The sequence below is a fragment of the Citrobacter sp. C1 genome (genome assembly GCF_014596895.2).
Classification (GTDB): Bacteria; Pseudomonadota; Gammaproteobacteria; order Enterobacterales; family Enterobacteriaceae; genus Citrobacter; species Citrobacter gillenii.
On the sequence record NZ_CP115035.1, the window covers coordinates 3,300,600 to 3,323,296 of the forward strand.

Below are 22,697 nucleotides of genomic sequence, written 5' to 3' on the forward strand. Positions count from 1 at the left end.
CAACAGTTGAAAGGATAACGTCATGCAAACAGTCACACTGAACAACGGTATTAACATGCCCCTGTTGGGCTTTGGTGTATTCCAGATGACGGATGCCGCCGAGTGCGAGCGGGCGGTGATTGACGCCATCGAAACGGGTTATCGCCTGATTGATACCGCAGCCTCTTACCTGAATGAAACTCAGGTAGGCAACGCGTTAAAACAAAGCGGCGTCGCCCGCGATGAGCTTTTTGTGACCACCAAATTGTGGTTACACGATACAAACTACGAAGGTGCGAAGGCCCAGTTCGAGCGGTCACTGAACCGACTACAGCTCGACTATGTTGACCTGTATTTGATTCACCAGCCTTACGGCGATGTCCACGGCGCATGGCGTGCCATGGAAGAGCTGCAACAGGCAGGTAAAATTCGTGCTATTGGCGTGAGCAACTTCCATCCCGACAGACTGGCCGATCTTATTGCCTTTAATAAGGTCACCCCGGCGGTGAATCAGATTGAAGTGAACCCTTTCAATCAGCAGCTGCATGCCGTGCCGTGGATGCAAAGTCGTGGCATTCAACCTGAAGCGTGGGCCCCGTTTGCCGAAGGGAAAAACGGTCTGTTCCAGCATCCTGAGTTAACAGCGATAGGCCAGAAATACGGCAAAAGCGTCGGTCAGGTTGTCCTGCGGTGGATCTTCCAGCGTGGCATCGTGTCACTGGCAAAATCGGTGCGTAAAGAACGTATGGAAGAGAATATCAACATCCTCGATTTTGAACTGAGCGCGGAAGACATGCTGCACATCACCGCGATCGACACCGCAACCAGCGCATTCTTTTCCCATCGCGACCCGGCCAGAGTGGAATGGTTGGCTGGCCGTAAGCTCGACGTCTAATCCGCGACACAAACAGAGGTTTGCTGTCGCAAACACGTTATCTCGGTCAATCCTGGCTCGACGTGTTGGCGACAGGACTCGGTTTCATGGGGTTAAGCCACGGCTTACATGACTAACACGCTGAATCTGTTTGCCTGACACGTTAAATGCCGCAACCAGAACCGAATAAAACGAAAAAACCCAAGTCGCATAACGACTTGGGTTTTGTATTTGGCGGAAGCGTAGAGATTCGAACTCTAGAACCCTTTCGGGTCGCCGGTTTTCAAGACCGGTGCCTTCAACCGCTCGGCCACGCTTCCAATGAGGCGCACTATAAACATCCCGAACGGACCTGTAAAGCACCAATGTGTTCGTTTGCCTGAAAAACAGTCAAAATGTTGTTAATCGACTGAAATAACAACAGATTGAACGTTTATTCAGCACAAATATGCTCTTCTGCCACTTAGTGTTTTTTGATGAACATATCTTTGGTGTAGTAATAGCCCCGGTTATCCGGCGCAAATCCCCCTACCCACGGCTTCACCAGATGTGCGCGAACATAGTGATAAATCGGAATGGCTGGCACATCCTCAGCCAAAAGCGCTTCCGCCTGCTGATAATACTTGCCACGTTCTTCCACTGAACCTGCTTTCGCCGCATGACTCATCGCCTCATCATAGGCAGGGTTGCTGTACTGGGTCGTGTTCTCACTATCGCCGGTACGGAAAATATTCAGGAAGCTTGAAGCATCATCGTAATCAGCGATCCACGCATAGCGCACCACGTCAAAATTACCGGTGTGCATGGTGTCCAGCATCGTTTTCCACTCCTGGTTTTGCAGCGTCACCTCGACACCCAAATTTTTCTTCCACATCGACGATGCCGCAATCGCAATCCGCTGATGCGTTTCGAACGTGTTGTAGAGCAAATTTAATGAAAGCGGATGTTCAGGGCCAAAACCGGCTTCTGCCAGTAGTTTTTTCGCTTCCGCAATACGTTTATCCCGCGGCCACGACGCGTATTCTGGCGCGGATAACGTCACCCCGCCAATTTCAGGCTGGCTGATAACCCAGGCTTCCCGCTGCCCCTGCCCCATCACCTTTTGGGCAATGATGTCTTTATCCAGCGCCATATTCAGCGCCCGACGCACGCGCGAGTCGTTAAACGGCGCCCGGGTCGTATTAAACTGGTAGTAATAGGTTGATAACAACGGTGAGACGTGAAGCTCATTACCCATTGTTTTTTTCAACTGGGCAAACTGATTCACCGGCACGCTCAAAACAATATCGATTTCACCGGCCTTGTAGCGGTTAACATCTGCCGCTTCTGAGCTAATAGGCAGATAAGTGACTTTATCAATGACCGTGTGCGCGTTATCCCAGTAGTGCGTATTGCGCACCGCGACAATTCGCTCATTCACCACCCACTGCGACAGTTCGTACGGCCCACTGCTGACAAAATGCTCTGGTCGGGTCCACTTATCGCCATAACGGCCAATCAGTACCTTATCCAGCGGCACCAGTGACGGATGCGCCAGCATAGCCAGAAACGCCGCCGTCGGTTGCGTCAGGGTAATTTCCAGCGTGGTATCATTCAGTGCTTTTACACCCAGCGTGGTGGGGTCTTTTTTCCCCTGTGCGATATCGACAGCGTTGGCCACATGCATGTTGCCAAGGTAAGAGGCATACGGTGAAGCTGTTTGCGGTGAAACCAGACGCTGCCAGCTCCAGACAACATCCTGTGCGGTAATGGCAGAGCCATCAGACCAGGTAATACCCGGTCGTAAATGAAAGGTCCAGATGGTGTTATCTTTATTCTCCCAGGATGCCGCCAGTCGAGGCTCAATAGCCCCATCCTGACTGACGGCAACCAGACCGTCGAACATATCGCTGATTAAAGTAAATTCAACGTTGCTTTCAACTTTATGCGGATCCAACGATGCAGGTTCACTCCCGTTATTTCTCACCAGTTCCTGTTTTTCGGCCAATGTTGTTCCTGCAGGAACATTGGCAGCCCATACCGCACCGTTTATCGATATCAAACAAGCGGTCAACAGCGAAAACGTAAATACCTTCGATTTTTGTTGAGTCATTCCCTGCACCTTATTGTTCTGTTTTATGATGACACCGCAGTCACTCTTAAAGGGATGTAGGGGATAACGCAATATTTTTCAGTTACCTATCAGATATCGATCTGACATTTTCAAACATTAAGTGGTAACATCTGATTCAGGCACTTTTGCTGAAATAAAATGCTTAAGTCTGGCGGGTTAAAATGCGTAAAGATGGGTAAAACCGCTGTGTCATTACCCGCGATTTCATTATCCTCCGTCATTAATTACATCTGTCATAAGAGAGTGACTCATGGATCGTATTATTAGTTCATCGCGCGACCGTACATCGCTACTCAGCACGCATAAAGTGCTGCGTAATACCTATTTTCTGCTTAGCCTGACGCTGGCGTTTTCTGCCATCACCGCAACGGCTAGCACCGTGCTGATGCTGCCATCCCCGGGTCTTATCCTGACGCTGGTCGGTATGTATGGCCTGATGTTCCTGACCTATAAAACGGCAGATAAGCCGGTCGGTATTCTGTCAGCTTTCGCCTTCACCGGCTTCCTGGGCTACATTCTGGGACCGATGCTGAATGCCTACTTGTCTGCGGGCATGGGTGATGTCATCGGTATGGCGCTGGGCGGTACCGCGCTGGTCTTCTTCAGCTGTTCTGCCTACGTGCTGACCACCCGTAAAGACATGTCCTTCCTCGGCGGTATGCTGATGGCGGGTATCGTGGTGGTGCTGATTGGTATGGTTGCCAATATTTTCCTCCAGCTGCCGGCTCTGCATCTGGCTATCAGCGCGGTGTTTATTCTGATTTCTTCAGGCGCTATCCTGTTCGAAACCAGCAATATCATCCGTGGCGGTGAAACCAACTACATCCGTGCAACGGTCAGCCTGTATGTGTCGCTGTACAACATTTTCGTCAGCCTGCTGAGCATTCTGGGCTTCGCCAGCCGCGACTAAGTTGTCAACTCGCATTATCCAGCCCCGCTTATGCGGGGCTTTCTTTTTTGCTAAACTGCCGCCAGTTTGACTAACGCAGTGAAGGATTATGTTGATCTTTGAAGGTAGAGAAATCAGTACCGACAGCGAAGGCTATTTAAAAGACACGACCGAGTGGAGTGAGCCGCTGGCCGCTGCCATTGCCGAAAACGAAGGTATTACCCTGACGCCCGAGCATTGGGAAGTGGTACGCTTTGTACGCGAGTTTTATCTGGAGTTTAATACGTCTCCGGCAATCCGCATGCTGGTAAAAGCGATGGCCAACAAGTTTGGCGAAGACAAAGGTAACAGCCGTTATCTTTACCGTCTGTTTCCGAAAGGTCCGGCTAAACAGGCAACCAAAATCGCGGGCCTGCCTAAACCGGTAAAATGTATTTAATAGCGGATACTAAATCCCTTTAAATCATCGCCAGGACGGTGGGGTTCGCTGAGAATTCTGTCTACCCTGGCGCTACGCGGGCCCCCAGCCTTTAACCACCTCATCAGTTGTTCCACCTGGTCGCTTTCGCCGCAGGCGACAATCTCTACGCTACCGTCATCCATGTTCTTTGCGTATCCGGTTAATCCCAACCGTTGTGCTTCATGCTGAGTGGTGTAGCGAAAACCCACGCCCTGTACCCGGCCGTGAACCCAGGCAATGATGCAGACTTTAGACATAGCGGTTCTCCTTATCATCGCGTTGCGCGTTGCAAATCCTCGAAAAACTCAGGACAATGGCGCCCATTTCTTTGAATCGACAGAATAGCAAATTATGAGTGTACGTTTAGTGTTAGCCAAAGGGCGCGAAAAATCATTACTTCGCCGCCATCCGTGGGTATTTTCTGGTGCCGTCGCCCGTATGGAAGGTAAAGCCAGCCTGGGTGAAACCATCGATATTGTTGACCATCAGGGTAAATGGTTAGCACGCGGAGCCTGGTCACCGGCGTCGCAGATCCGTGCACGCGTCTGGACATTCGACAAGTCCGAATCCATTGATATTGACTTCTTCACCCGCCGTTTGCAGCAAGCAAAGACATGGCGCGACTGGCTGGCGAAGAAAGACGGCCTGGACAGCTACCGTCTGATCGCCGGAGAATCCGATGGCCTGCCGGGTATCACCATTGACCGTTTTGGCCGTTTCCTCGTCCTGCAACTGCTCAGCGCCGGGGCTGAATATCAGCGTGCCGCGCTGATTAGCGCCCTGCAAACGGTGTTCCCTGAATGCGCCATTTATGATCGCAGCGATGTTGCAGTGCGCAAAAAAGAAGGTATGGAGCTGACCCAGGGGCCCGTCACGGGCGAACTGCCTCCGGCCCTGCTGCCGATTGAAGAACACGGCATGAAGCTGTTGGTCGATATTCAGCACGGTCATAAGACAGGTTACTACCTGGATCAGCGTGACAGCCGTCTGGCCACGCGTCGTTATGTACAAGACAAACGTGTCCTGAACTGTTTCTCCTATACCGGCGGTTTCGCGGTATCTGCGCTGATGGGTGGATGCAGCCAGGTCGTCAGCGTTGATACCTCGCAGGAAGCGCTCGACATCGCCAGACAAAACGTCGAACTGAATAAGCTGGATCTGAGCAAAGCTGAATTTGTGCGCGATGACGTCTTTAAACTGCTGCGCGCCTATCGCGATCGCGGTGAGAAGTTTGATGTCATCGTGATGGATCCGCCGAAGTTTGTGGAAAACAAAAGCCAGCTAATGGGCGCCTGTCGTGGCTATAAGGACATCAATATGCTGGCTATCCAGCTACTGAATCCTGGCGGTGTACTGCTGACGTTCTCCTGCTCCGGACTGATGACGACCGATTTATTTCAGAAAATCATCGCTGATGCCGCATTAGATACGGGTCGTGATGTACAATTTATAGAGCAGTTCCGTCAGGCCGCCGATCATCCGGTGATCGCTACCTACCCGGAAGGGCTGTATCTGAAAGGGTTTGCCTGTCGCATCATGTAACTTGAAAAGTGGAATATTGCCCTTACATAGAGGGTATCTATTTCCCGGGAGGTGACTATGATTGCCAGCAAATTCGGTATCGGCCAGCAGGTCCGCCATTCCCTGTTAGGTTACCTCGGAGTGGTCGTGGATATCGACCCGGAATATTCGCTTGATGACCCGTCACCTGATGAGTTGGCGGTTAACGACGAACTTCGCGCCGCTCCCTGGTATCACGTGGTGATGGAAGACGATAATGGCCTGCCAGTGCATACGTATCTGGCGGAAGCACAGTTGAGCAGTGAGCTACAGGAAGAACATCCAGAGCAACCATCGATGGATGAACTGGCACGGACCATCCGTAAACAGCTTCAGGCTCCACGCCTGCGCAACTGACTTTAGCCGTTGCCGGATGACGATAAACTCATCCGGCAACGGCTCATTCTTATTTCGCCAGCCCCAGTCTCGGGATCTCGATAGCCGGGCAGCGATCCATCACCACAGCCAGACCCGCATCACGCGCCAGCACCGCCGCCGGCTCATTGATCACGCCCAACTGCATCCATAATGTCTTTGCCCCGATGGCAATCGCCTCCTGCGCAACACCCCAGGCCGCTTCTGAATTACGGAAGACATCCACCATATCCACCTTCTCCGGCACATCCGCCAGCGTCGCATACCCTTGCTGTCCCAGTAACGTTTTCCCGGCAACCTTGGGGGAAACAGGAATAACGTGATAGCCCTGATCGAGCAAATATTTCATCACGCGATAGCTGGGGCGGTCGGGTTTATCGCTTGCCCCTACCAAAGCAATCGTGCGGGTGGATGTCAAAATGCCAGCAATATCGGTCTCTTTCATCATCTTCCTCCAGGCTGTTTTGCAAAGTGTACGACAAACCTGACGTTGCAACCATTCATCCCATACCGGCGCATGAGAGCTAAACTGGAAATTATGTCTATATGTTAGTAAACATGATTGTCGAAAACTTTTGATACATCTTACTCAGGTATTTTCTGGACAGGAGAACCCTATGAGAGCCGGCATTGTGACAGCCTTGATTGCCCTGTGTTTGCCGGTATCCGTTTATGCGACCTCACTGCGTCTGTCAAGCGACATTGACCTGCTGGTACTGGACGGAAAAAAAGTCTCCAGCTCATTGTTACGCGGTGCCGAAAGCATTGAGCTGGAAAATGGTCGGCATCAGCTGGTTTTTCGCGTCGAGAAAACCATTCGCCTGTCCAGCCATGAAGAACGGCTGTATATCTCCCCCCCGTTGGTCATCAGCTTCGATACCCAATTAGTCAGTCAGGTTAATTTTCATCTTCCGCGTTTGGGCAATGAGCGTGACGCGGCACATTTCGATGAAACCCCTCGTGTGGAACTGTTGGATGGTGACGCCATGCCGATTCCGGTCAAGCTGGATGTGATGACCATCACATCCACCGCGAAAACCGTTGATTATGAACTGGAGACCGAACGCTACAACAAAGCGGCTAAGCATGCTTCATTACCACAATTTGCCACCATGATGGCCGATGACAGTTCGTTACTCTCCGGGGTTTCTGAACTGGATCGGGTGCCACCTCAATCGCAAGCGCTCACCGAGCAGAGGTTAAAATATTGGTTTCAGCAGGCCGACGCGCAAACGCGAAGTAACTTCCTGCAATGGGCAGAGAAGCAGCCCCCCTCATGACATTTATGTCCACGTACGCATTTTTTTTGTCTTTCTCTTGCAGCGTCAAGTGCTTCCAGTACTCTGTAGCAAGGTTAACTTGGGAGCGATACTATGGAATTGACGACTCGCACATTGCCAGCGCGCAAGCATATTGCGCTGGTTGCACACGATCACTGTAAAAAGATGTTGATGAACTGGGTTGAACGCCACCAGCCACTGCTGGAACAACACGTTCTCTATGCGACAGGCACAACGGGTAATTTAATCCAGCGCGCGACCGGTATGGACGTTAACGCTATGCTGAGCGGCCCGATGGGCGGCGACCAGCAGGTGGGAGCGCTGATCTCTGAAGGGAAAATTGATGTGCTGATCTTCTTTTGGGATCCGCTCAATGCCGTGCCTCACGACCCTGATGTCAAAGCCCTTCTGCGCCTGGCAACGGTGTGGAATATTCCGGTAGCGACCAACGTGTCGACGGCCGACTTTATTATCCAGTCGCCGAATTTCAGCGACGAGACGGAGATCCTGATCCCCGATTACGCCCGCTACCTGGCTGAGCGCCTCAAATAATAGCCAGCAGGCGGCTGTCGCCGCCTGCTTTCAAGGTTTACGGCTAACTGGCACATCCCGCTGTTTAAGCTCATCGACAAAACACGACGGCGCGTCTTTATTAAACAGCAGCCATACCCGATGCCGTGCACGCGTAAGCGCCACGTAAAGCAAGCGTCTCTCTTCTGCATCAGGAAAATCTTCTACCGCCGGCAGCAGCGCCTCCTCCATAATTGACTCGCGGGCCGGTGCCGGGAAACCATCATTACCGTCATGAAGCCCGACAATAATGACGTAATCCGCCTGCTGCCCTTTACTGGCATGGATAGTCATAAACTCAAGCTGTAGCTTGGGCCAACGGGTCGCCGCCTTCTCCAGGCTGGCAGGTTTCAGATGATGATAGCGCGCCAGTACCAGAATTCGCTCCTCGGCTTTCGCAAAACCAGACAGCTTATCCAGCAGCGCATCCAGCTGGCTTTCATCCAACAGCGTCACCGCTTTTTTGTCACCAACCGTCAGGCTGTTAAGCGGTTTTGCAAGTTGATGCGGGTTTTGCTGAATAAAACCGTTGGCTACCTCTCCAATACGGCTATTGAAGCGGTAAGTGGTATCCAAATCGCAGCGATCGCCCTCGCCAAAGGTGTGATGGAAGGCAGTAGTTAACGAAAGCTGTGCGCCACTAAAGCGATAAATAGCCTGCCAATCGTCTCCTACAGCAAACAAGGTGGTCTGTGAATTTTGCTGTCGCAACGCAGCCAGCAACGCTGCGCGCTGGGGGGAAATGTCCTGAAACTCATCAACCAGAATATGTTTCCACGGGCTGATAAAACGCCCCTTTTGCAGAATGACGATGGCCTGATGAATTAGCCCGGAAAAATCAACGGCGTTTTCTTCTTTCAGGGCGCTCTTCCATGCCTTAAGCAACGGCGCCATGAGCTTGATACGTTTACTGAATAGATCGCGAATGTCCTCCGGCGCATTGGCAATCATTTCCGCTTGCGCCCCCCCGTGCATACGCATCAGGCTAACCCAACGATCCAGTCTCGGGGCCAGGCGACGCTGCAGTTTTTCATCATCCCAAAAATTACCTTCAGGTACTGACCACTGCATCTCTTCTTCTAACCATTGCCGCCAGCCTTTGGCCTGCGCCTTTTTCTCACTACACTGCTGACGCCAGGCGGTAATAAAAAGTTTATGGCGCGCGGGGGTATCGTTTTCAAGCTTGCTTACCGTTGGGACCTTTTTACTGCCCTGCTGAATGATGTGCAGCGCCAGCGAGTGAAACGTCCTGGCGGTGATGTCTTCTGTATGCAGTCGCTCACGAATCCGCTCATCCATTTCCTCGGCCGCTTTGCGACCAAACGCCAGCAGCAGAATTTGTTCGGCCACCGCGTCTCCCTTTGCCAGTAGCCAACCTGCACGTGCCACCAGCACAGATGTTTTGCCACTTCCCGCACCCGCAAGCACGAGTAACGATTGCTCACCGTTAACCACCGCCCGGGCCTGAGCCGGATTCAGCGGCGAAGATTCAATCTGCTGGAAGAACTCGGCGTGATCTGTCAGCATTGCGTCGGTATAGGCTTGATTATGCTGTAACCGGCAGGCTTCAATATCCTGCAACCATGCCTGACACTGGCGTATTGCCTCGCGACAGTTGTCAAACTCCTCCAGCCTTTCAACCGGCAACGGCAGCGCCGCGAAAGCGCGACGGATTTGCTGTTGCAGGCCTGCCGTTTGGTTGCGTGTCAGCCATTTATTTTCATGGGTACGGGCCGCAATCGTCTCGAGCTGCTCCTGCAAAACCGTGGCGGCGACCTCGCTCATTTCCTGGCTCCACTGCTGCCAAAGCATGTTGAGATGGCGATGAAAACGCTGAGTTTCTGCCCATTCCGTCCCATGCAGTCGCACAACCTTATCGCCCGGGAGCACAAATTCGAGTTCCCCCCATACGAGACCCCGTTTGCAATGAATAGCCAGTAATTGATTGAATGGAATAAGATACTCGTGACGATCGCCGGAAACTTTAATCCCGGCATTAAGAATAACGGCCCGATCGTACGGGTGTTGCGCCAGACGTTTTCCAATAGAAGTAGCTTTCAGTTCCATAAGGCTTAAGCGGATCCACACGAAGAGGTTTACTTATCAGTGTAACCGCCAGAGAAAACGTGCTCCAGCCCAAAAAAACGTTACAATTGCCGAATTCACCAAAAACCAGAGTTAACCGAGAGTTTATGCGTACAGTTCTGAATATTTTAAATTTTGTGCTCGGGGGGTTCGCCACCACCTTAGCCTGGTTACTGGCAACGCTGGTCAGTATCGTGCTTATTTTTACCCTGCCATTAACCCGCTCATGCTGGGAGATAACGCGCCTTTCTCTGTTTCCCTATGGCAACGAAGCCATTCATGTTGATGAACTCAACCCGGCAGGTAAAAATGTTCTTCTGAACACCGGCGGAACATTACTGAATATTTTTTGGCTGATTTTCTTCGGCTGGTGGCTGTGCCTGATGCATATTGTCTCCGGTATTGCCCAGTGCATCACGATTATTGGTATTCCGGTGGGGATTGCTAACTTTAAGATCGCCGCAATTGCACTCTGGCCCGTCGGTCGGCGCGTGGTCTCGGTAGAAACTGCCCGCGCAGCACGTGAAGCCAATGCGCGTCGCCGCTTTGAATAACCAGGACTGATGGCCTTTATGTTAAGTCCTCTGCTCAAACGCTATACCTGGAACAGCACCTGGCTGTACTACGTGCGAATTTTTATTGCACTTTGTGGCACCACCGCGCTGCCCTGGTGGCTGGGCGACGTCAAGCTGACTATCCCACTGACGCTGGGCATGGTGGCCGCCGCGTTAACCGACCTCGACGATCGTCTAGCTGGTCGCTTGCGCAATTTGATCATTACGCTGATCTGTTTTTTTATTGCCTCAGCGTCCGTCGAGCTTCTCTTCCCATGGCCGTGGCTGTTTGCCATTGGATTAACGCTTTCAACCAGCGGCTTTATTCTGCTTGGCGGATTAGGCCAGCGCTATGCGACGATTGCCTTCGGCGCATTGCTTATCGCTATTTACACCATGCTGGGCACGTCACTGTACGATCAGTGGTATCAGCAGCCGATACTACTGCTCGCCGGGGCTATCTGGTACAACCTGCTGACATTGACCGGACATCTCCTGTTCCCAATCCGTCCATTGCAGGATAATTTGGCGCGCAGCTATGAGCAGTTAGCGCACTATCTGGAGCTGAAATCCCGTCTGTTTGATCCCGACATTGAAGATGAAAGCCAGGCACCGCTCTACGATTTAGCGCTGGCCAATGGGCAACTGATGGCGACGCTAAACCAAACCAAAGTGTCGTTGCTAACCCGCCTGCGCGGTGACCGTGGGCAACGGGGAACACGTCGCACGTTACACTACTATTTTGTGGCGCAGGATATACACGAACGCGCAAGCTCTTCGCATATTCAATACCAAACGCTACGCGATCACTTCCGTCACAGCGACGTGATGTTTCGCTTCCAGCGCCTGATGTCTATGCAGGGGCAAGCCTGTATGCAGCTGTCACGCTGTATTTTATTGCGCACACCCTACCAACATGACCCACATTTTGAGCGCGTTTTCACCCATATCGATGCCGCACTTGAGCGCATGCGTGTTAATGGTGCGCCTGCAGACTTGCTTAAAACATTGGGATTTTTGCTCGCTAACCTGCGTGCTATCGACGCACAATTGGCAACAATTGAGTCCGAGCAGGCGCAGGTCATTTCGCGCAATGAGTCCGAAAATCAGCTTGCCGATGACAGCCCACATGGGTTCACCGATATCTGGTTGCGTCTGAGCCGTAACTTCACCCCCGAGTCAGCCCTATTTCGCCATGCTATCCGCATGTCGTTGGTGCTCTGTGTCGGATACGCCATCATCCAGATAACCGGTATGAACCATGGATACTGGATCCTGCTAACCAGTCTGTTTGTCTGTCAGCCAAACTACAACGCCACCCGACATCGCCTGGCCCTGAGAATTATTGGTACCTTAGTCGGAATAGCGATTGGTTTACCCATTTTGTGGTTCGTCCCCTCTCTGGAAGGGCAGCTCATCCTGTTGGTGATTACCGGCGTGCTCTTTTTCGCCTTTCGCAACGTACAGTATGCCCATGCGACCATATTTATCACCCTGCTGGTATTATTATGCTTTAACCTGCTGGGAGAAGGGTTCGAGGTCGCACTGCCGCGAGTCATCGATACGCTGATCGGCTGTGCGATTGCCTGGGCTGCCGTCAGTTTTATCTGGCCAGACTGGCGTTTTCGTAATTTACCACGGGTCATCGAACGAGCAACGGATGCTAACTGCCGCTATCTGGACGCTATCCTTGAGCAATATCATCAGGGCCGTGATAACCGTCTGGCATACCGAATTGCCCGCCGTGATGCACATAACCGTGATGCGGAGCTTGCTTCCGTGGTGTCGAACATGTCGAGTGAACCAGATGTTACAGCCCAAACGCGCGAAATGGCATTCCGTTTGCTGTGCCTCAACCATACCTTCACCAGCTATATTTCCGCTCTCGGCGCTCACCGGGAACAGCTGACTAACCCGGAAGTCCTGGCATTACTGGACGACGCGGTCTGCTATGTTGATGATGCGCTTCATCATCAACCCGCTGACGAGCAGCGCGTATACCAGGCTCTGGAAAGTCTTAAACAACGGATTCAACATCTTGAACCGAGCCAGGACACCAAAGAACCGCTGGTCGTACAACAGGTTGGATTATTGATTGCGCTGTTACCAGAAATCAGTCGGTTACAGCAACAAATCGCGGCATTACCCATTAGTAACCCGGTTCAGGCTTAAGTGAACTCACCCACTCAACCAACTCCCGGCGGCGAACCGTCGGGAGTGCAGCTTCATGTATCCCACTGATTGCACCCTCAAGCGCATAAAGAATTTTCACTGTCAGCGATGGGTTAATTTGCAAAAGCTTTAGCCAACACATTTGAGCACCCAGGGTGCGTAATGTACTCTCATCGTTAATCCCGGCTTCACTCAGTAGGGTCTCCAGATGAAAGGAAATGTTCGGCAGTTCCCGTAACCGGTGTTGCGAAACACGCGTCTGCTTTTCTTTTACTGCGGCATCCAGCGAATATCGTGATAAAGACACCAACTGCGGATGGTTTCGCCACAGCGCATCATTAACTTGATAATAGTTGAGTATCACGGGACGTCCCCGCTTCATAAACGTCAACCAGACCGGGGAATGTTTGACACAGTACTGTACGCTTTGCTCACAGGCCCGCAGGTATAACTCACCGTCGGCAACCATTGCAAAGACCGTATCGCCCACCGTCAGGCTATAACTGCCAAATAAAGAGCGGTAGCTAATTGTACCTAAAGAGGCCAAATATTCTTGTGATTTATAGATCCTGGCATAAGAGAGGTTTTTCATAAAAGTCCTTTTAAATCATAAGATAATGGAATGATTTCCAGTAACAGATCCGTTAATGACGACGATAGGCAACTTAGCCCCAAGGGGCAAGATGAATTTTATATTTCCCGCCACGACGGCTAAAAATTGCGAGTCTGTTTCCGAAAATAAGGTTGATCTTTAGTGATAGCAGGGTTACTGTATATCCATACAGTAACTCACAGGGCTGGATTGATTATGTACACTTCAGGCTACGCAAATCGTTCTTCGTCGTTCTCTTCAACATCAAGCAATAGTGCGCGCGTTTCTTCAGAAAATGCGACTGCCGGGCTTATCAGTGAAGTGGTCTATCGCGAGGACCAGCCCATGATGACGCAATTACTGCTATTACCCCTGCTTCAGCAGTTAGGACAGCAATCACGCTGGCAGCTCTGGCTTACGCCACAACAAAAGCTGAGCCGTGAATGGGTGCAATCAGCGGGGCTTCCATTAACGAAAGTTATGCAAATTAGTCAACTCTCTCCCTGCCACACGTTAGAATCGATGGTTCGCGCGCTGCGCACCGGCAATTACAGCGTGGTTATCGGCTGGCTGACTGAAGAATTAACAGAAGATGAACATGCAGAACTGGTGAAAGCTGCAGATGAAGGGAATGCAATGGGATTTATTATGCGTCCTGTTCGCGCTCAGGCACTTGCGGGGAGACAGCATTCCGGGCTAAAAATTCACTCGAATTTGTATCATTAAGTAAAATTAGGATTAATCCTGGAATTTTTTTTCATCCCTCAATCAGCCATTGAGATATAACGCATATTTTGTGTGAACGCCTGTCAGAAGCGGTTGTAGAGAAGTTTTCCGTTCAATTTATCAGCCATAAATGTTAAATATTGTGTATACAAGCCTTTTTTTTTCATATGCCTGACAGAGTTCACACTTGTAAGTTTTCAACTACGTTGTAGACTTTACATCGCCAGGGGTGCTCGGCTTAAGCCGCAGATATCGGTAGAGTAACTATTGAACTGATCCCCGGGTGAAGGATTTAACCGTGTTATCTCTCTGGAGATAGTCATGGCGAATTTTGGATGATAACGAGGCGCAAAAAATGAAAAAGACAGCTATCGCAATTGCAGTGGCACTGGCTGGTTTCGCTACCGTGGCGCAGGCCGCTCCGAAAGATAACACCTGGTACGCTGGTGCTAAAATGGGCTGGTCTCAGTTCCATGACGTAGGCAACAACCAGATCAACAACACCGGCCCGACCCACGAAAGCCAACTGGGTGCTGGTGCGTTCGGTGGTTATCAGGTTAACCCGTACGTTGGTTTTGAAATGGGTTACGACTGGTTAGGTCGTATGCCGTACAAAGGCACTGCCGACGCTACTAATCAAAACGGCGCTTTCAAAGCTCAGGGCGTTCAGCTGACCGCTAAACTGGGTTACCCAATCACTGACGATCTGGACGTTTATACCCGTCTGGGTGGTATGGTTTGGCGTGCAGACGCTAAAAGCAGCAATGGCTTCAAAGACCACGACACTGGCGTATCCCCAGTATTCGCTGGCGGCGTAGAGTATGCAATTACTCCTGAAATCGCTACCCGTCTGGAATACCAGTGGACCAACAACATCGGTGACGCGAACACCGTTGGTGGTCGTCCGGATAACGGCCTGTTGAGCGTTGGTGTTTCTTACCGTTTCGGCCAGCAGGAAGAAGCAGCTCCAGTAGTTGTAGCTCCGGCTCCGGCTCCAGAAGTACAGACCAAGCACTTCACTCTGAAGTCTGACGTTCTGTTCAACTTCAACAAAGCGACTCTGAAACCAGAAGGCCAGCAGGCTCTGGATCAGATGTACAGCCAGCTGAGCAACCTGGATCCGAAAGACGGTTCCGTTGTGGTTCTGGGCTTCACTGACCGTATCGGTTCTGACGCTTACAACCAGAGCCTGTCTGAGAAACGTGCTCAGTCCGTTGTTGATTACCTGATCTCTAAAGGTATTCCTTCTGACAAAATCTCTGCACGTGGCATGGGCGAATCTAACCCAGTTACTGGCAACACCTGTGACAACGTGAAAGCTCGCGCTGCACTGATCGACTGCCTGGCTCCGGATCGTCGTGTTGAGATCGAAGTTAAAGGCATCAAAGACGTTGTAACTCAGCCTCAGGCTTAAGTTCTCGTCTAATAAAAAACCCCGCGATGCGGGGTTTTTTTTCACCTGTGGTTCACCATAAAAACGTGGGTGCTCAGCACACCGAAGCCGACATCAGGCTATTCTTTTCCCAGCAGCGCTTGTAAATCCTGCTTCAATGTGGACATTTTGTTCGCGTACTTCTCTTTATGCTCAGCGTCTTCAATCAGCTGCACGATGGTTTCAGAAAGCGTTTTTCCACGCCGCTGCGCAAGCCCTGCTAAGCGCTGCCAAACCATGAACTCCAGATCGATAGATTTCTTACGCGTATGCTGATGCTCTGCATTAAAGTGCCGCTTACGCCTCGCGCGTATGGTTTGCTTCATACGATTTTGCAGCGCGGCATTCATGTGTTCTTCAATCCAGGTATTCACCCGAACCGGTTCATTTTCGAGGGTTAGCAATAAATCAACGGCTTCTTCGGCAGCGCTGGCTTCCACGTAACGGGTAATCAACTCCCCTTCACGATGCTTTTTCACCAGATACTTCCATTTCCAGCCGCTTTCAAGATTTTCAAGTTGTTGATATTTCATTGCGATCTCAATGTTACCGTGTAACTCTTATCAGAATATCAGCTTTTTGGGCATCTGAAGAAAAGAATATCCAGCCTGTGAACTGTCGCGCGTCATCATCCCCGTTTAGCGGTGCATTCCACGTGTGCAGTGCTGACGGTTACGGTATAATCTCGTTTTTTACAACAGACTAAAAAACATCAACTTTGACCATTACGAAACTTGCATGGCGTGATCTGGTTCCTGATACTGACAGTTATCAGGAAATATTTGCACAGCCGCACGTCACTGACGAAACCGATACCTTACTCAGTGATACTCAACCACGCTTACAATTTGCGCTTGAGCAACTGCTTCAGCAATGGGCGACGTCCTCCTTTATGCTGGTGAAAGCGCCGGAAGAGCTTGAGTATCTCAATCTTATCGCCACGGCTGCGCGCTCATTACATACGGATGCCGGAAGCTTAACCGGAGGTCATTACGACATCTCTGGGCACACTATCCGTTACCGTGCAGCACAGCACGCAGAAGACAATTTTGCGACCTTAACTCAGGTAGTCAATGCTGACTGGGTTGAAGCCGAACAACTGTTTGGCTGTTTGCGTCAGTTCAATGGTGAAATTACGCTGCAACCGGGACTGGTGCATCAGGCAAACGGGGGCGTGCTGGTTATCTCATTACGCACCCTATTGGCTCAACCCCTGCTGTGGATGCGCCTGAAAGCCATTGTCAGCCACGAGCGCTTTGACTGGGTAGCTTTCGACGAATCTCGTCCACTTCCTGTCTCCGTACCGTCTATGCCGCTGAAACTGAAAGTGGTGTTAGTCGGTGAGCGTGAGTCGCTGGCCGATTTCCAGGAAATGGAACCAGAATTAGCTGAACAGGCAATTTACAGCGAGTTTGAAGATAATCTGCAGATAGTGGATGCTGAAACCATGACCCAGTGGTGTCAGTGGGTCACGCATACCGCCATACGCAACAATCTTCCCTATCCCGCCCCTGACGCCTGGCAAACGCTGGTGCGTGAGGCCGTTCGTTATACCGGCGATCAGGCGACATTACCGCTTAATCCGCTGTGGATCATCCGCCAGTTCAAGGAAGTGGCCCCCCTTTGTGAAGGCGAAACCTGCAGCGCAGAACAGCTGGGTCTGATGCTGGCGCAACGCGAATGGCGGGAAGGTTTCCTGGCCGAACGCATGCAGGATGAGATCCTGCAAGAGCAGATCCTTATCGAGACGGAAGGCGAGCAAATTGGACAAATAAACGCGCTGTCGGTGATTGAGTTTCCAGGGCATCCTCGCGCGTTTGGTGAACCTTCTCGTATCAGCTGCGTTGTGCATATTGGCGATGGCGAATTTACCGATGTTGAGCGTAAAGCCGAACTGGGCGGAAATATTCATGCCAAGGGTATGATGATCATGCAGGCGTTCCTGATGTCGGAACTGCAGCTCGAACAGCAAATCCCCTTCTCTGCCTCGCTAACCTTCGAGCAATCCTACAGCGAAGTAGATGGAGACAGCGCATCCATGGCTGAACTGTGCGCATTAATTAGCGCCCTTGCCGATGTTCCTGTCAATCAAAGCATCGCGATTACCGGTTCTGTCGATCAGTTTGGCCGGGCGCAACCTGTCGGTGGCCTGAACGAGAAAATTGAAGGTTTCTTCACTATCTGCCAGCAGCGTGAATTAACCGGTACGCAGGGCGTGATTATCCCTTCAGCCAACGTCAGGCACCTGAGCCTACCGCCAGCCCTGTTACAGGCCGTTGAAGAAGAAAAGTTCACTATTTGGGCGGTGGATGACGTGACCGATGCGTTGCCACTGTTGTTAAATTTGGTGTGGGATGGCGAAGGCCAAACAACGTTGATGCAAACTATCCAGGAGCGTATTGCTGCGGCAACGCAACAGGAAGGTCGTCACCGTTTTCCATGGCCGCTGCGTTGGCTGAACTGGATTATTCCGAACTGATCGGACTTGTTCAGCGTACACGTGTTAGCTATCCTGCGTGCTTCAATAAGATAAGGCTTACAGAGAACATGGTAGATAAACGCGAATCCTATACAAAAGAAGACCTTCTTGCCTCTGGTCGCGGTGAGCTGTTTGGCGCAAAAGGCCCACAACTGCCTGCACCAAGCATGCTGATGATGGACCGTGTCATCAAGATGACCGAAACCGGTGGCAACTTTGACAAAGGTTATGTTGAAGCTGAACTGGATATCAACCCGGACCTGTGGTTCTTCGGTTGCCATTTTATTGGCGATCCGGTGATGCCAGGCTGCCTGGGTCTGGATGCCATGTGGCAGCTGGTTGGATTCTATCTCGGCTGGCTCGGTGGTGAAGGTAAAGGCCGTGCACTGGGCGTGGGTGAAGTGAAATTCACCGGTCAGGTTCTGCCGACCGCGAAGAAAGTCACTTACCGCATTCACTTCAAACGTATCGTTAACCGCCGCCTGATCATGGGCCTGGCAGATGGTGAAGTGCTGGTTGATGGTCGTCTGATCTACACGGCGAACGATCTGAAAGTAGGCCTTTTCCAGGATACGTCTGCGTTCTAATTGCGGACATCTGTTAGCCTGATAAGATGCTACAAAAGGCGAAACCTCCGCAATGCGGAGGTTTCTTTTATCTAAAGAGACAGAATCAGGCCATTAACACCCTATCCCCCATGGCTTCTCGCCAGCCTCCCAGCCAGTATGACCTTTGATTCAGCGTCTGATAGGGACACATTTCTTTTGAGCGTCCGGCGATGCCGGCCTGATATCCACGTTGATGTGCCCGTTCCAGGCGATCTCGTTTTTGTCTCTTCATGCCTCGTTTCCCTCATCTTTGGGTCTGGTGGAAAAGAAAACAGTGATTACTAAGTGTGCAATCACACTAAACGAATACCCCGAAACATCAGACTCGTCAATGCGCAAAATTCACGCCAGTGTCATATTTGTGAGCTACCCGGTAAATCATCTATACAAAAATCATGAGTCAGAACAGTTATATCAGTCGCGAAAAAAATAAAAAAAACCGCCCAGGGCGCTGAGCCGAAGGCGGTGTAATTTACAATTATTTAAGCTTAAGGAATGCGTTTCAGTTCTTGAGCGATAGCCGTCGCCTCCTGACTCCATGCGCTGGCCAGTACCTTCACCATCTCATCATAGCCATCTTGCGTCTGCATGGCTTCGATGTGGAACGGGCGCTTAATCAGTTGTCCCTGGTGATTCAGCAACCATTCACCACTGACGATCACTTTACCATCGTAGCGGCCATGGAAGCCGGTTACCGTCACATTGAGCGTGTCCTGCGTACTGCCCAACGGTTGAGAGGCAACCACCCACCCTGGCAACTGCGTGCTCAGGTTGGCGACGAGAGTGTTACGCAACTGCTGATCTAACGGGCTGGCCCACAGATTACTGTTGGCAATAACGTACTTCACATCACTGGTTTGGTACACCACGCCATTACCTGCCAGGTAATCCGGTACCGCCACCTGCTCAACCCACAACAGGCGGTTACCCTGGTTAGCGCTACTCTGTACGCCCCCTTGGGCGATAGGGAGCTGGTAATAGCTTTTATTCTCTCCGTTGGAGCTGCATGACGTCAGCCAGACCGCCATCATCACCACTAGCCACTTTTTCATTGTTTCGCCCTCTTCGGCTCTGGATCTTTTTTGTCCTTCGCTTCAAACACCAGCGCGTTACTCTTATCGTTCAACGTTTTCAATACCGGCTGCAGCTCACGCAGAACCTGATCAAGACGCTGCATATCTGCCACCATCTTGTTATAGGCCGCAGAACCTGGCTGGAAGCCCTGCATGCTACGATTCAGTTCGCGCAGTGTATTCTGCATATCCGCAGGAAGCTGCTGCATCGACTGGCTACCGGTGATCTTATTCATGTTATCCAGCGTCGTTTGCAGATGTTTCATCGTGCGCTGGCTTTCTGAAAGTGTCGTGGTCGCCTGCACAATCATCGGATTCAGTGGCAGATTATTAATCTTATCCAATGCTTCCATCAAACGTTGCTGGATCTGCGCCAGACCACTGCTCACGGTCGGGATAATTTGGTAACCATTAAATTCGCGCACGCCCGTAATCGGTGGATCCTTCGGATAGAAGTCCAGATCGACATACAGCGCCCCGGTGACCAAATTCCCTGTTTTCAGGGATCCTCTTAATCCACGCTTGAGCAATTCGGCCAGATGGGTACCGACATCAGTATCTTCACCCAACTGCGCCTTAAGGCGTTCTGGTTCAATGCGCACCAGCACCGGAATACGATAATCATCATTGAACACCTGACGCATATTCGGGGCAAAGAAAGGCACCTTGCTAACCGTACCGAGGCGAATACCACGGAACTCCAGCGGCGCACCAGGCTGCAACCCGCGAATCGAGTCTTTAAAGAACATCAGGTAATCAATGTGATCCGTATACAGCGAGTCCTGAATACTTTTTTGATCGTCATACAGGCTAAACGTGGCCTGTTGTGCAACCGGCTGGCCTTGTTCTAACCCCTCCGGCACATCAAAGCTGACTCCACCGCCAAACAGCGTGGTTAGCGATCCCATTTCTACACGCATCCCCGCCGAGGTGAGATCGACGGCAATACCGCTGTCCTTCCAGAAACGTACGTTGCTGGTGACCAGGCGATCGTTTGGCGCATTAATGAAAAGCTGATAGCTGATGGAGCGTTTTTGCGCATCAAAGGTGCTGGTCTCAACTGACCCTACGCGATACCCGCGGAACAACACCGGGTCTCCCGGGCTAAGCTGACCGGCTTTTTTGCTGTCCAAAATCACGCGGATCCCCTTCGCATCTGGCGGTGCCAGCGGTGGAGAGTCCAGCAACTGATAATTGGCGAGCTGGCTGCCTTTGTTACCCGGCTGCAGTTCAATATACGCCCCGGATAACAGCGTGCCTAAGCCACTGATACCTTCACGTCCCACCTGCGGCTTCACTACCCAAAAGACCGAGTCTTTATGCAGCAGCTTTTCCATACCAGAATTGAGACGTGCTTTAATTTCAACATGCGTCAAATCGTCGGTCAACGTGGCACTCTCAACGACGCCGACATCCACGCTGCGGCTCTTGATCGTGGTTTTGCCACCTTCAATACCTTCAGCATTGGTTGTAATCAGCGTGACGACCGGCCCCTGATGACTGTAGTGATAAAACAGGACCCACGCGCCGATGAGTGCGGTGACGATTGGGAATATCCACACGGGCGACCAGTTTTTAACCTTTTGCACTTTGGCTTCCCCACTTTTAGATTCCATGCTGTCAGGACTCCTCATGGCCTGGTTCTGGTTCACGGTCCCACGACAGACGTGGATCAAACGTCATCGCAGAAAACATTGTCATAATGACGACTAAAGCAAACATCAATGCACCCATTGCAGGATAAATGTTCATCAACCCTCCCATACGCACCAGCGCAGAGAGTACCGCAATAACAAAAACATCGATCATTGACCAACGACCGACAAATTCCACAACTTCATAAATGAAATGCATACGTTCACTGTCGCGTTTGCCGTGCCCTTTGGCATCCCAGCACAGCCAGGCAATGGCGATCATTTTTAGCGTCGGCACCAGAATACTGGCAATAAAGATGACCGCTGCCACCGGATAAGAACCTTCGCTCCAGATTAAAACAACGCCTTCAATAATGGTTGATGGCAGTTTTGACCCTAACAAATCGGTAATCATGATCGGCATAATATTGGCGGGCAGATACAGCATGATCGACGTGAACAGGAGTGCCAGCGTCCATTGCAGACTGTTTTTACGTCGCACGTAGCCCGTTGTCTGACAGCGCGGGCAGACCGGCTCGTCAGCGGGAAGAATCGCGGTACAACAGGAGCAGGAACGCAACCCCTGGTGAATACCGGGTACACCGGGTTTTAAGACCTGCTTAACCTCCGGCATTGGCGCGATATCATCCCACAGCCAGCGACGATCGACACACTGAAAGGCACGCAACTGAAGAACGCAAAACAGGCACCACGGGATAAAGCTGCTCCCCACGCCGATATCGCCATAGGCCATCAGCTTAACAAAGCTCACCAACACGCCTGCGAGGAAAATTTCTGCCATTCCCCAGCTTTTTAACTGAAACAGAATCCGCGCCAGCCACGCTTTCAGCCGCCAGGGCATCTCAACCCGGTTCACCAGCAATAAGATGGTGAACAGGCAAAAAGCAGGAACCAACTGCACGAATAATAAAAAGAAGGTGCCAAGACTGGCGTAGTCTTCTGAAAACAGAACACCGGGGATTTCCAGCAACGTGACTTCGCTGCTCACCCCTGCGACATTCATGTTCACAAAGGGAAAAAGGTTCGATAAAAGCAGCATGAACAATGCTGCGATAACATACGCGGTGGGACGCTGTCTTGGCGCGTCCCACGCAACGGTTAATGTCGTGCCACATCTTGGACATGCCGCTTTTTGACCATGCGTCAGGCTCGGTAATGCCACCAGCATGTCACACTGCGAGCACAAAATATGCTTCGCGGCATGGTGATGTTCGCACATAT

The 22,697-nt window shown here is 51.3% G+C and carries 23 protein-coding genes and 1 tRNA gene; 13 read left to right on the plus strand and 11 right to left on the minus strand.

Annotated features, from left to right (window positions below; all coding sequences use genetic code 11):
* The first annotated feature begins 22 nt into the window (after positions 1-22).
* Entirely contained in the window at positions 23-874 is an 852-nt protein-coding gene (locus IB214_RS16085) for an aldo/keto reductase (protein ID WP_096757627.1), read from the plus strand.
* A gap of 211 nt (positions 875-1,085) precedes the next feature.
* Here the strand turns inward: IB214_RS16085 and IB214_RS16090 are convergent.
* Together IB214_RS16090 and IB214_RS16095 are read right to left on the minus strand one after the other, a co-directional pair.
* A tRNA-Ser gene (locus IB214_RS16090) sits at positions 1,086-1,173 on the minus strand.
* A 143-nt stretch (positions 1,174-1,316) separates the two neighbouring features.
* The gene (locus IB214_RS16095; RefSeq protein WP_117341737.1) at positions 1,317-2,945 is read right to left on the minus strand and encodes an ABC transporter substrate-binding protein; all 1,629 of its coding nucleotides are present in this window, start codon (positions 2,943-2,945) and stop codon (positions 1,317-1,319) included.
* Positions 2,946-3,216: 271 nt separating this feature from the next.
* Here IB214_RS16095 and yccA point away from each other — a divergent pair, with 271 nt between their 5' ends.
* Positions 3,217-3,876: an FtsH protease modulator YccA gene (gene yccA, locus IB214_RS16100; RefSeq protein ID WP_096757630.1), complete on the plus strand. Its 660-nt coding sequence runs from the start codon at positions 3,217-3,219 to the stop codon at positions 3,874-3,876.
* Positions 3,877-3,964: 88 nt separating this feature from the next.
* A complete protein-coding gene (gene tusE / locus IB214_RS16105; protein WP_096757631.1) occupies positions 3,965-4,294 on the plus strand; it encodes a sulfurtransferase TusE in 330 nt (109 codons plus the stop codon).
* Here tusE and yccX read toward each other — a convergent pair.
* Positions 4,291-4,572, minus strand: coding sequence for an acylphosphatase (gene yccX / locus IB214_RS16110; protein WP_096757632.1), 282 nt, complete (start codon positions 4,570-4,572; stop codon positions 4,291-4,293). The genes tusE and yccX overlap by 4 nt on opposite strands.
* A gap of 94 nt (positions 4,573-4,666) precedes the next feature.
* Here yccX and rlmI point away from each other — a divergent pair, with 94 nt between their 5' ends.
* Positions 4,667-5,857: a 23S rRNA (cytosine(1962)-C(5))-methyltransferase RlmI gene (gene rlmI, locus IB214_RS16115; protein WP_117341736.1), complete on the plus strand. Its 1,191-nt coding sequence runs from the start codon at positions 4,667-4,669 to the stop codon at positions 5,855-5,857.
* Between the two features lie 57 nt (positions 5,858-5,914).
* Complete coding sequence (hspQ, locus tag IB214_RS16120) at positions 5,915-6,232, plus strand: heat shock protein HspQ (RefSeq protein ID WP_005123508.1); 318 nt, start codon at positions 5,915-5,917, stop codon at positions 6,230-6,232.
* Between the two features lie 49 nt (positions 6,233-6,281).
* On the opposite strand, the gene IB214_RS16125 is transcribed toward hspQ, so the two are convergent.
* On the minus strand, positions 6,282-6,695 hold the full coding sequence (locus tag IB214_RS16125; protein WP_096757634.1) for a CoA-binding protein: 414 nt from the start codon (positions 6,693-6,695) through the stop codon (positions 6,282-6,284).
* A gap of 172 nt (positions 6,696-6,867) precedes the next feature.
* On the opposite strand from IB214_RS16125, the gene IB214_RS16130 reads away from it, so the two are divergent.
* Both IB214_RS16130 and mgsA read left to right on the plus strand, forming a co-directional pair.
* A complete protein-coding gene (locus IB214_RS16130) occupies positions 6,868-7,530 on the plus strand; it encodes a DUF2057 family protein (RefSeq protein ID WP_096757635.1) in 663 nt (220 codons plus the stop codon).
* 93 nt (positions 7,531-7,623) lie between these two features.
* Positions 7,624-8,082, plus strand: a complete 459-nt coding sequence (gene mgsA / locus IB214_RS16135; protein ID WP_115258915.1) for a methylglyoxal synthase — start codon at positions 7,624-7,626, stop codon at positions 8,080-8,082.
* 30 nt (positions 8,083-8,112) lie between these two features.
* Here mgsA and helD read toward each other — a convergent pair whose 3' ends face one another.
* Positions 8,113-10,167, minus strand: a complete 2,055-nt coding sequence (gene helD / locus IB214_RS16140) for a DNA helicase IV (RefSeq protein ID WP_117341735.1) — start codon at positions 10,165-10,167, stop codon at positions 8,113-8,115.
* Positions 10,168-10,292: 125 nt separating this feature from the next.
* Here helD and IB214_RS16145 point away from each other — a divergent pair, with 125 nt between their 5' ends.
* Both IB214_RS16145 and yccS read left to right on the plus strand, forming a co-directional pair.
* Complete coding sequence (locus IB214_RS16145) at positions 10,293-10,739, plus strand: YccF domain-containing protein (protein WP_096757638.1); 447 nt, start codon at positions 10,293-10,295, stop codon at positions 10,737-10,739.
* A gap of 18 nt (positions 10,740-10,757) precedes the next feature.
* Positions 10,758-12,911 (plus strand): YccS family putative transporter, encoded by a 2,154-nt coding sequence (gene yccS, locus IB214_RS16150; RefSeq protein WP_117341965.1) that lies wholly within the window; start codon positions 10,758-10,760, stop codon positions 12,909-12,911.
* Here yccS and IB214_RS16155 read toward each other — a convergent pair.
* Positions 12,889-13,503, minus strand: a complete 615-nt coding sequence (locus IB214_RS16155; protein ID WP_117341734.1) for a TfoX/Sxy family DNA transformation protein — start codon at positions 13,501-13,503, stop codon at positions 12,889-12,891. The genes yccS and IB214_RS16155 overlap by 23 nt on opposite strands.
* Before the next feature lie 216 nt (positions 13,504-13,719).
* Between IB214_RS16155 and sulA the strand changes: the two genes are divergently transcribed.
* Positions 13,720-14,229: an SOS-induced cell division inhibitor SulA gene (sulA, locus tag IB214_RS16160; RefSeq protein ID WP_096757640.1), complete on the plus strand. Its 510-nt coding sequence runs from the start codon at positions 13,720-13,722 to the stop codon at positions 14,227-14,229.
* Between the two features lie 355 nt (positions 14,230-14,584).
* Positions 14,585-15,643 carry a porin OmpA gene (ompA, locus tag IB214_RS16165; RefSeq protein WP_117341964.1) on the plus strand — a complete coding sequence of 353 codons (1,059 nt, stop codon included), beginning with the start codon at positions 14,585-14,587 and terminating at the stop codon, positions 15,641-15,643.
* Between the two features lie 98 nt (positions 15,644-15,741).
* Here ompA and matP read toward each other — a convergent pair whose 3' ends face one another.
* Positions 15,742-16,194 carry a macrodomain Ter protein MatP gene (gene matP, locus IB214_RS16170; RefSeq protein WP_096757641.1) on the minus strand — a complete coding sequence of 151 codons (453 nt, stop codon included), beginning with the start codon at positions 16,192-16,194 and terminating at the stop codon, positions 15,742-15,744.
* Between the two features lie 185 nt (positions 16,195-16,379).
* Here matP and IB214_RS16175 point away from each other — a divergent pair, with 185 nt between their 5' ends.
* Together IB214_RS16175 and fabA are read left to right on the plus strand one after the other, a co-directional pair.
* On the plus strand, positions 16,380-18,140 hold the full coding sequence (locus tag IB214_RS16175; protein ID WP_115258918.1) for a Lon protease family protein: 1,761 nt from the start codon (positions 16,380-16,382) through the stop codon (positions 18,138-18,140).
* 68 nt (positions 18,141-18,208) lie between these two features.
* Entirely contained in the window at positions 18,209-18,727 is a 519-nt protein-coding gene (gene fabA / locus IB214_RS16180) for a bifunctional 3-hydroxydecanoyl-ACP dehydratase/trans-2-decenoyl-ACP isomerase (RefSeq protein ID WP_003035875.1), read from the plus strand.
* Between the two features lie 85 nt (positions 18,728-18,812).
* Here the strand turns inward: fabA and rmf are convergent, their stop codons facing one another.
* From rmf to pqiA, 4 genes are all read right to left on the minus strand, one after another.
* Positions 18,813-18,980, minus strand: coding sequence for a ribosome modulation factor (gene rmf, locus IB214_RS16185; protein WP_003035871.1), 168 nt, complete (start codon positions 18,978-18,980; stop codon positions 18,813-18,815).
* Between the two features lie 256 nt (positions 18,981-19,236).
* Positions 19,237-19,800 (minus strand): membrane integrity-associated transporter subunit PqiC, encoded by a 564-nt coding sequence (gene pqiC, locus IB214_RS16190; protein WP_117341733.1) that lies wholly within the window; start codon positions 19,798-19,800, stop codon positions 19,237-19,239.
* Entirely contained in the window at positions 19,797-21,437 is a 1,641-nt protein-coding gene (pqiB, locus tag IB214_RS16195) for an intermembrane transport protein PqiB (RefSeq protein WP_117341732.1), read from the minus strand. Before pqiB ends, pqiC begins: the two co-directional genes overlap by 4 nt.
* A gap of 4 nt (positions 21,438-21,441) precedes the next feature.
* Positions 21,442-22,695 (minus strand): membrane integrity-associated transporter subunit PqiA, encoded by a 1,254-nt coding sequence (gene pqiA, locus IB214_RS16200; RefSeq protein WP_096757646.1) that lies wholly within the window; start codon positions 22,693-22,695, stop codon positions 21,442-21,444.
* Between the last annotated feature and the right edge of the window lie 2 nt (positions 22,696-22,697).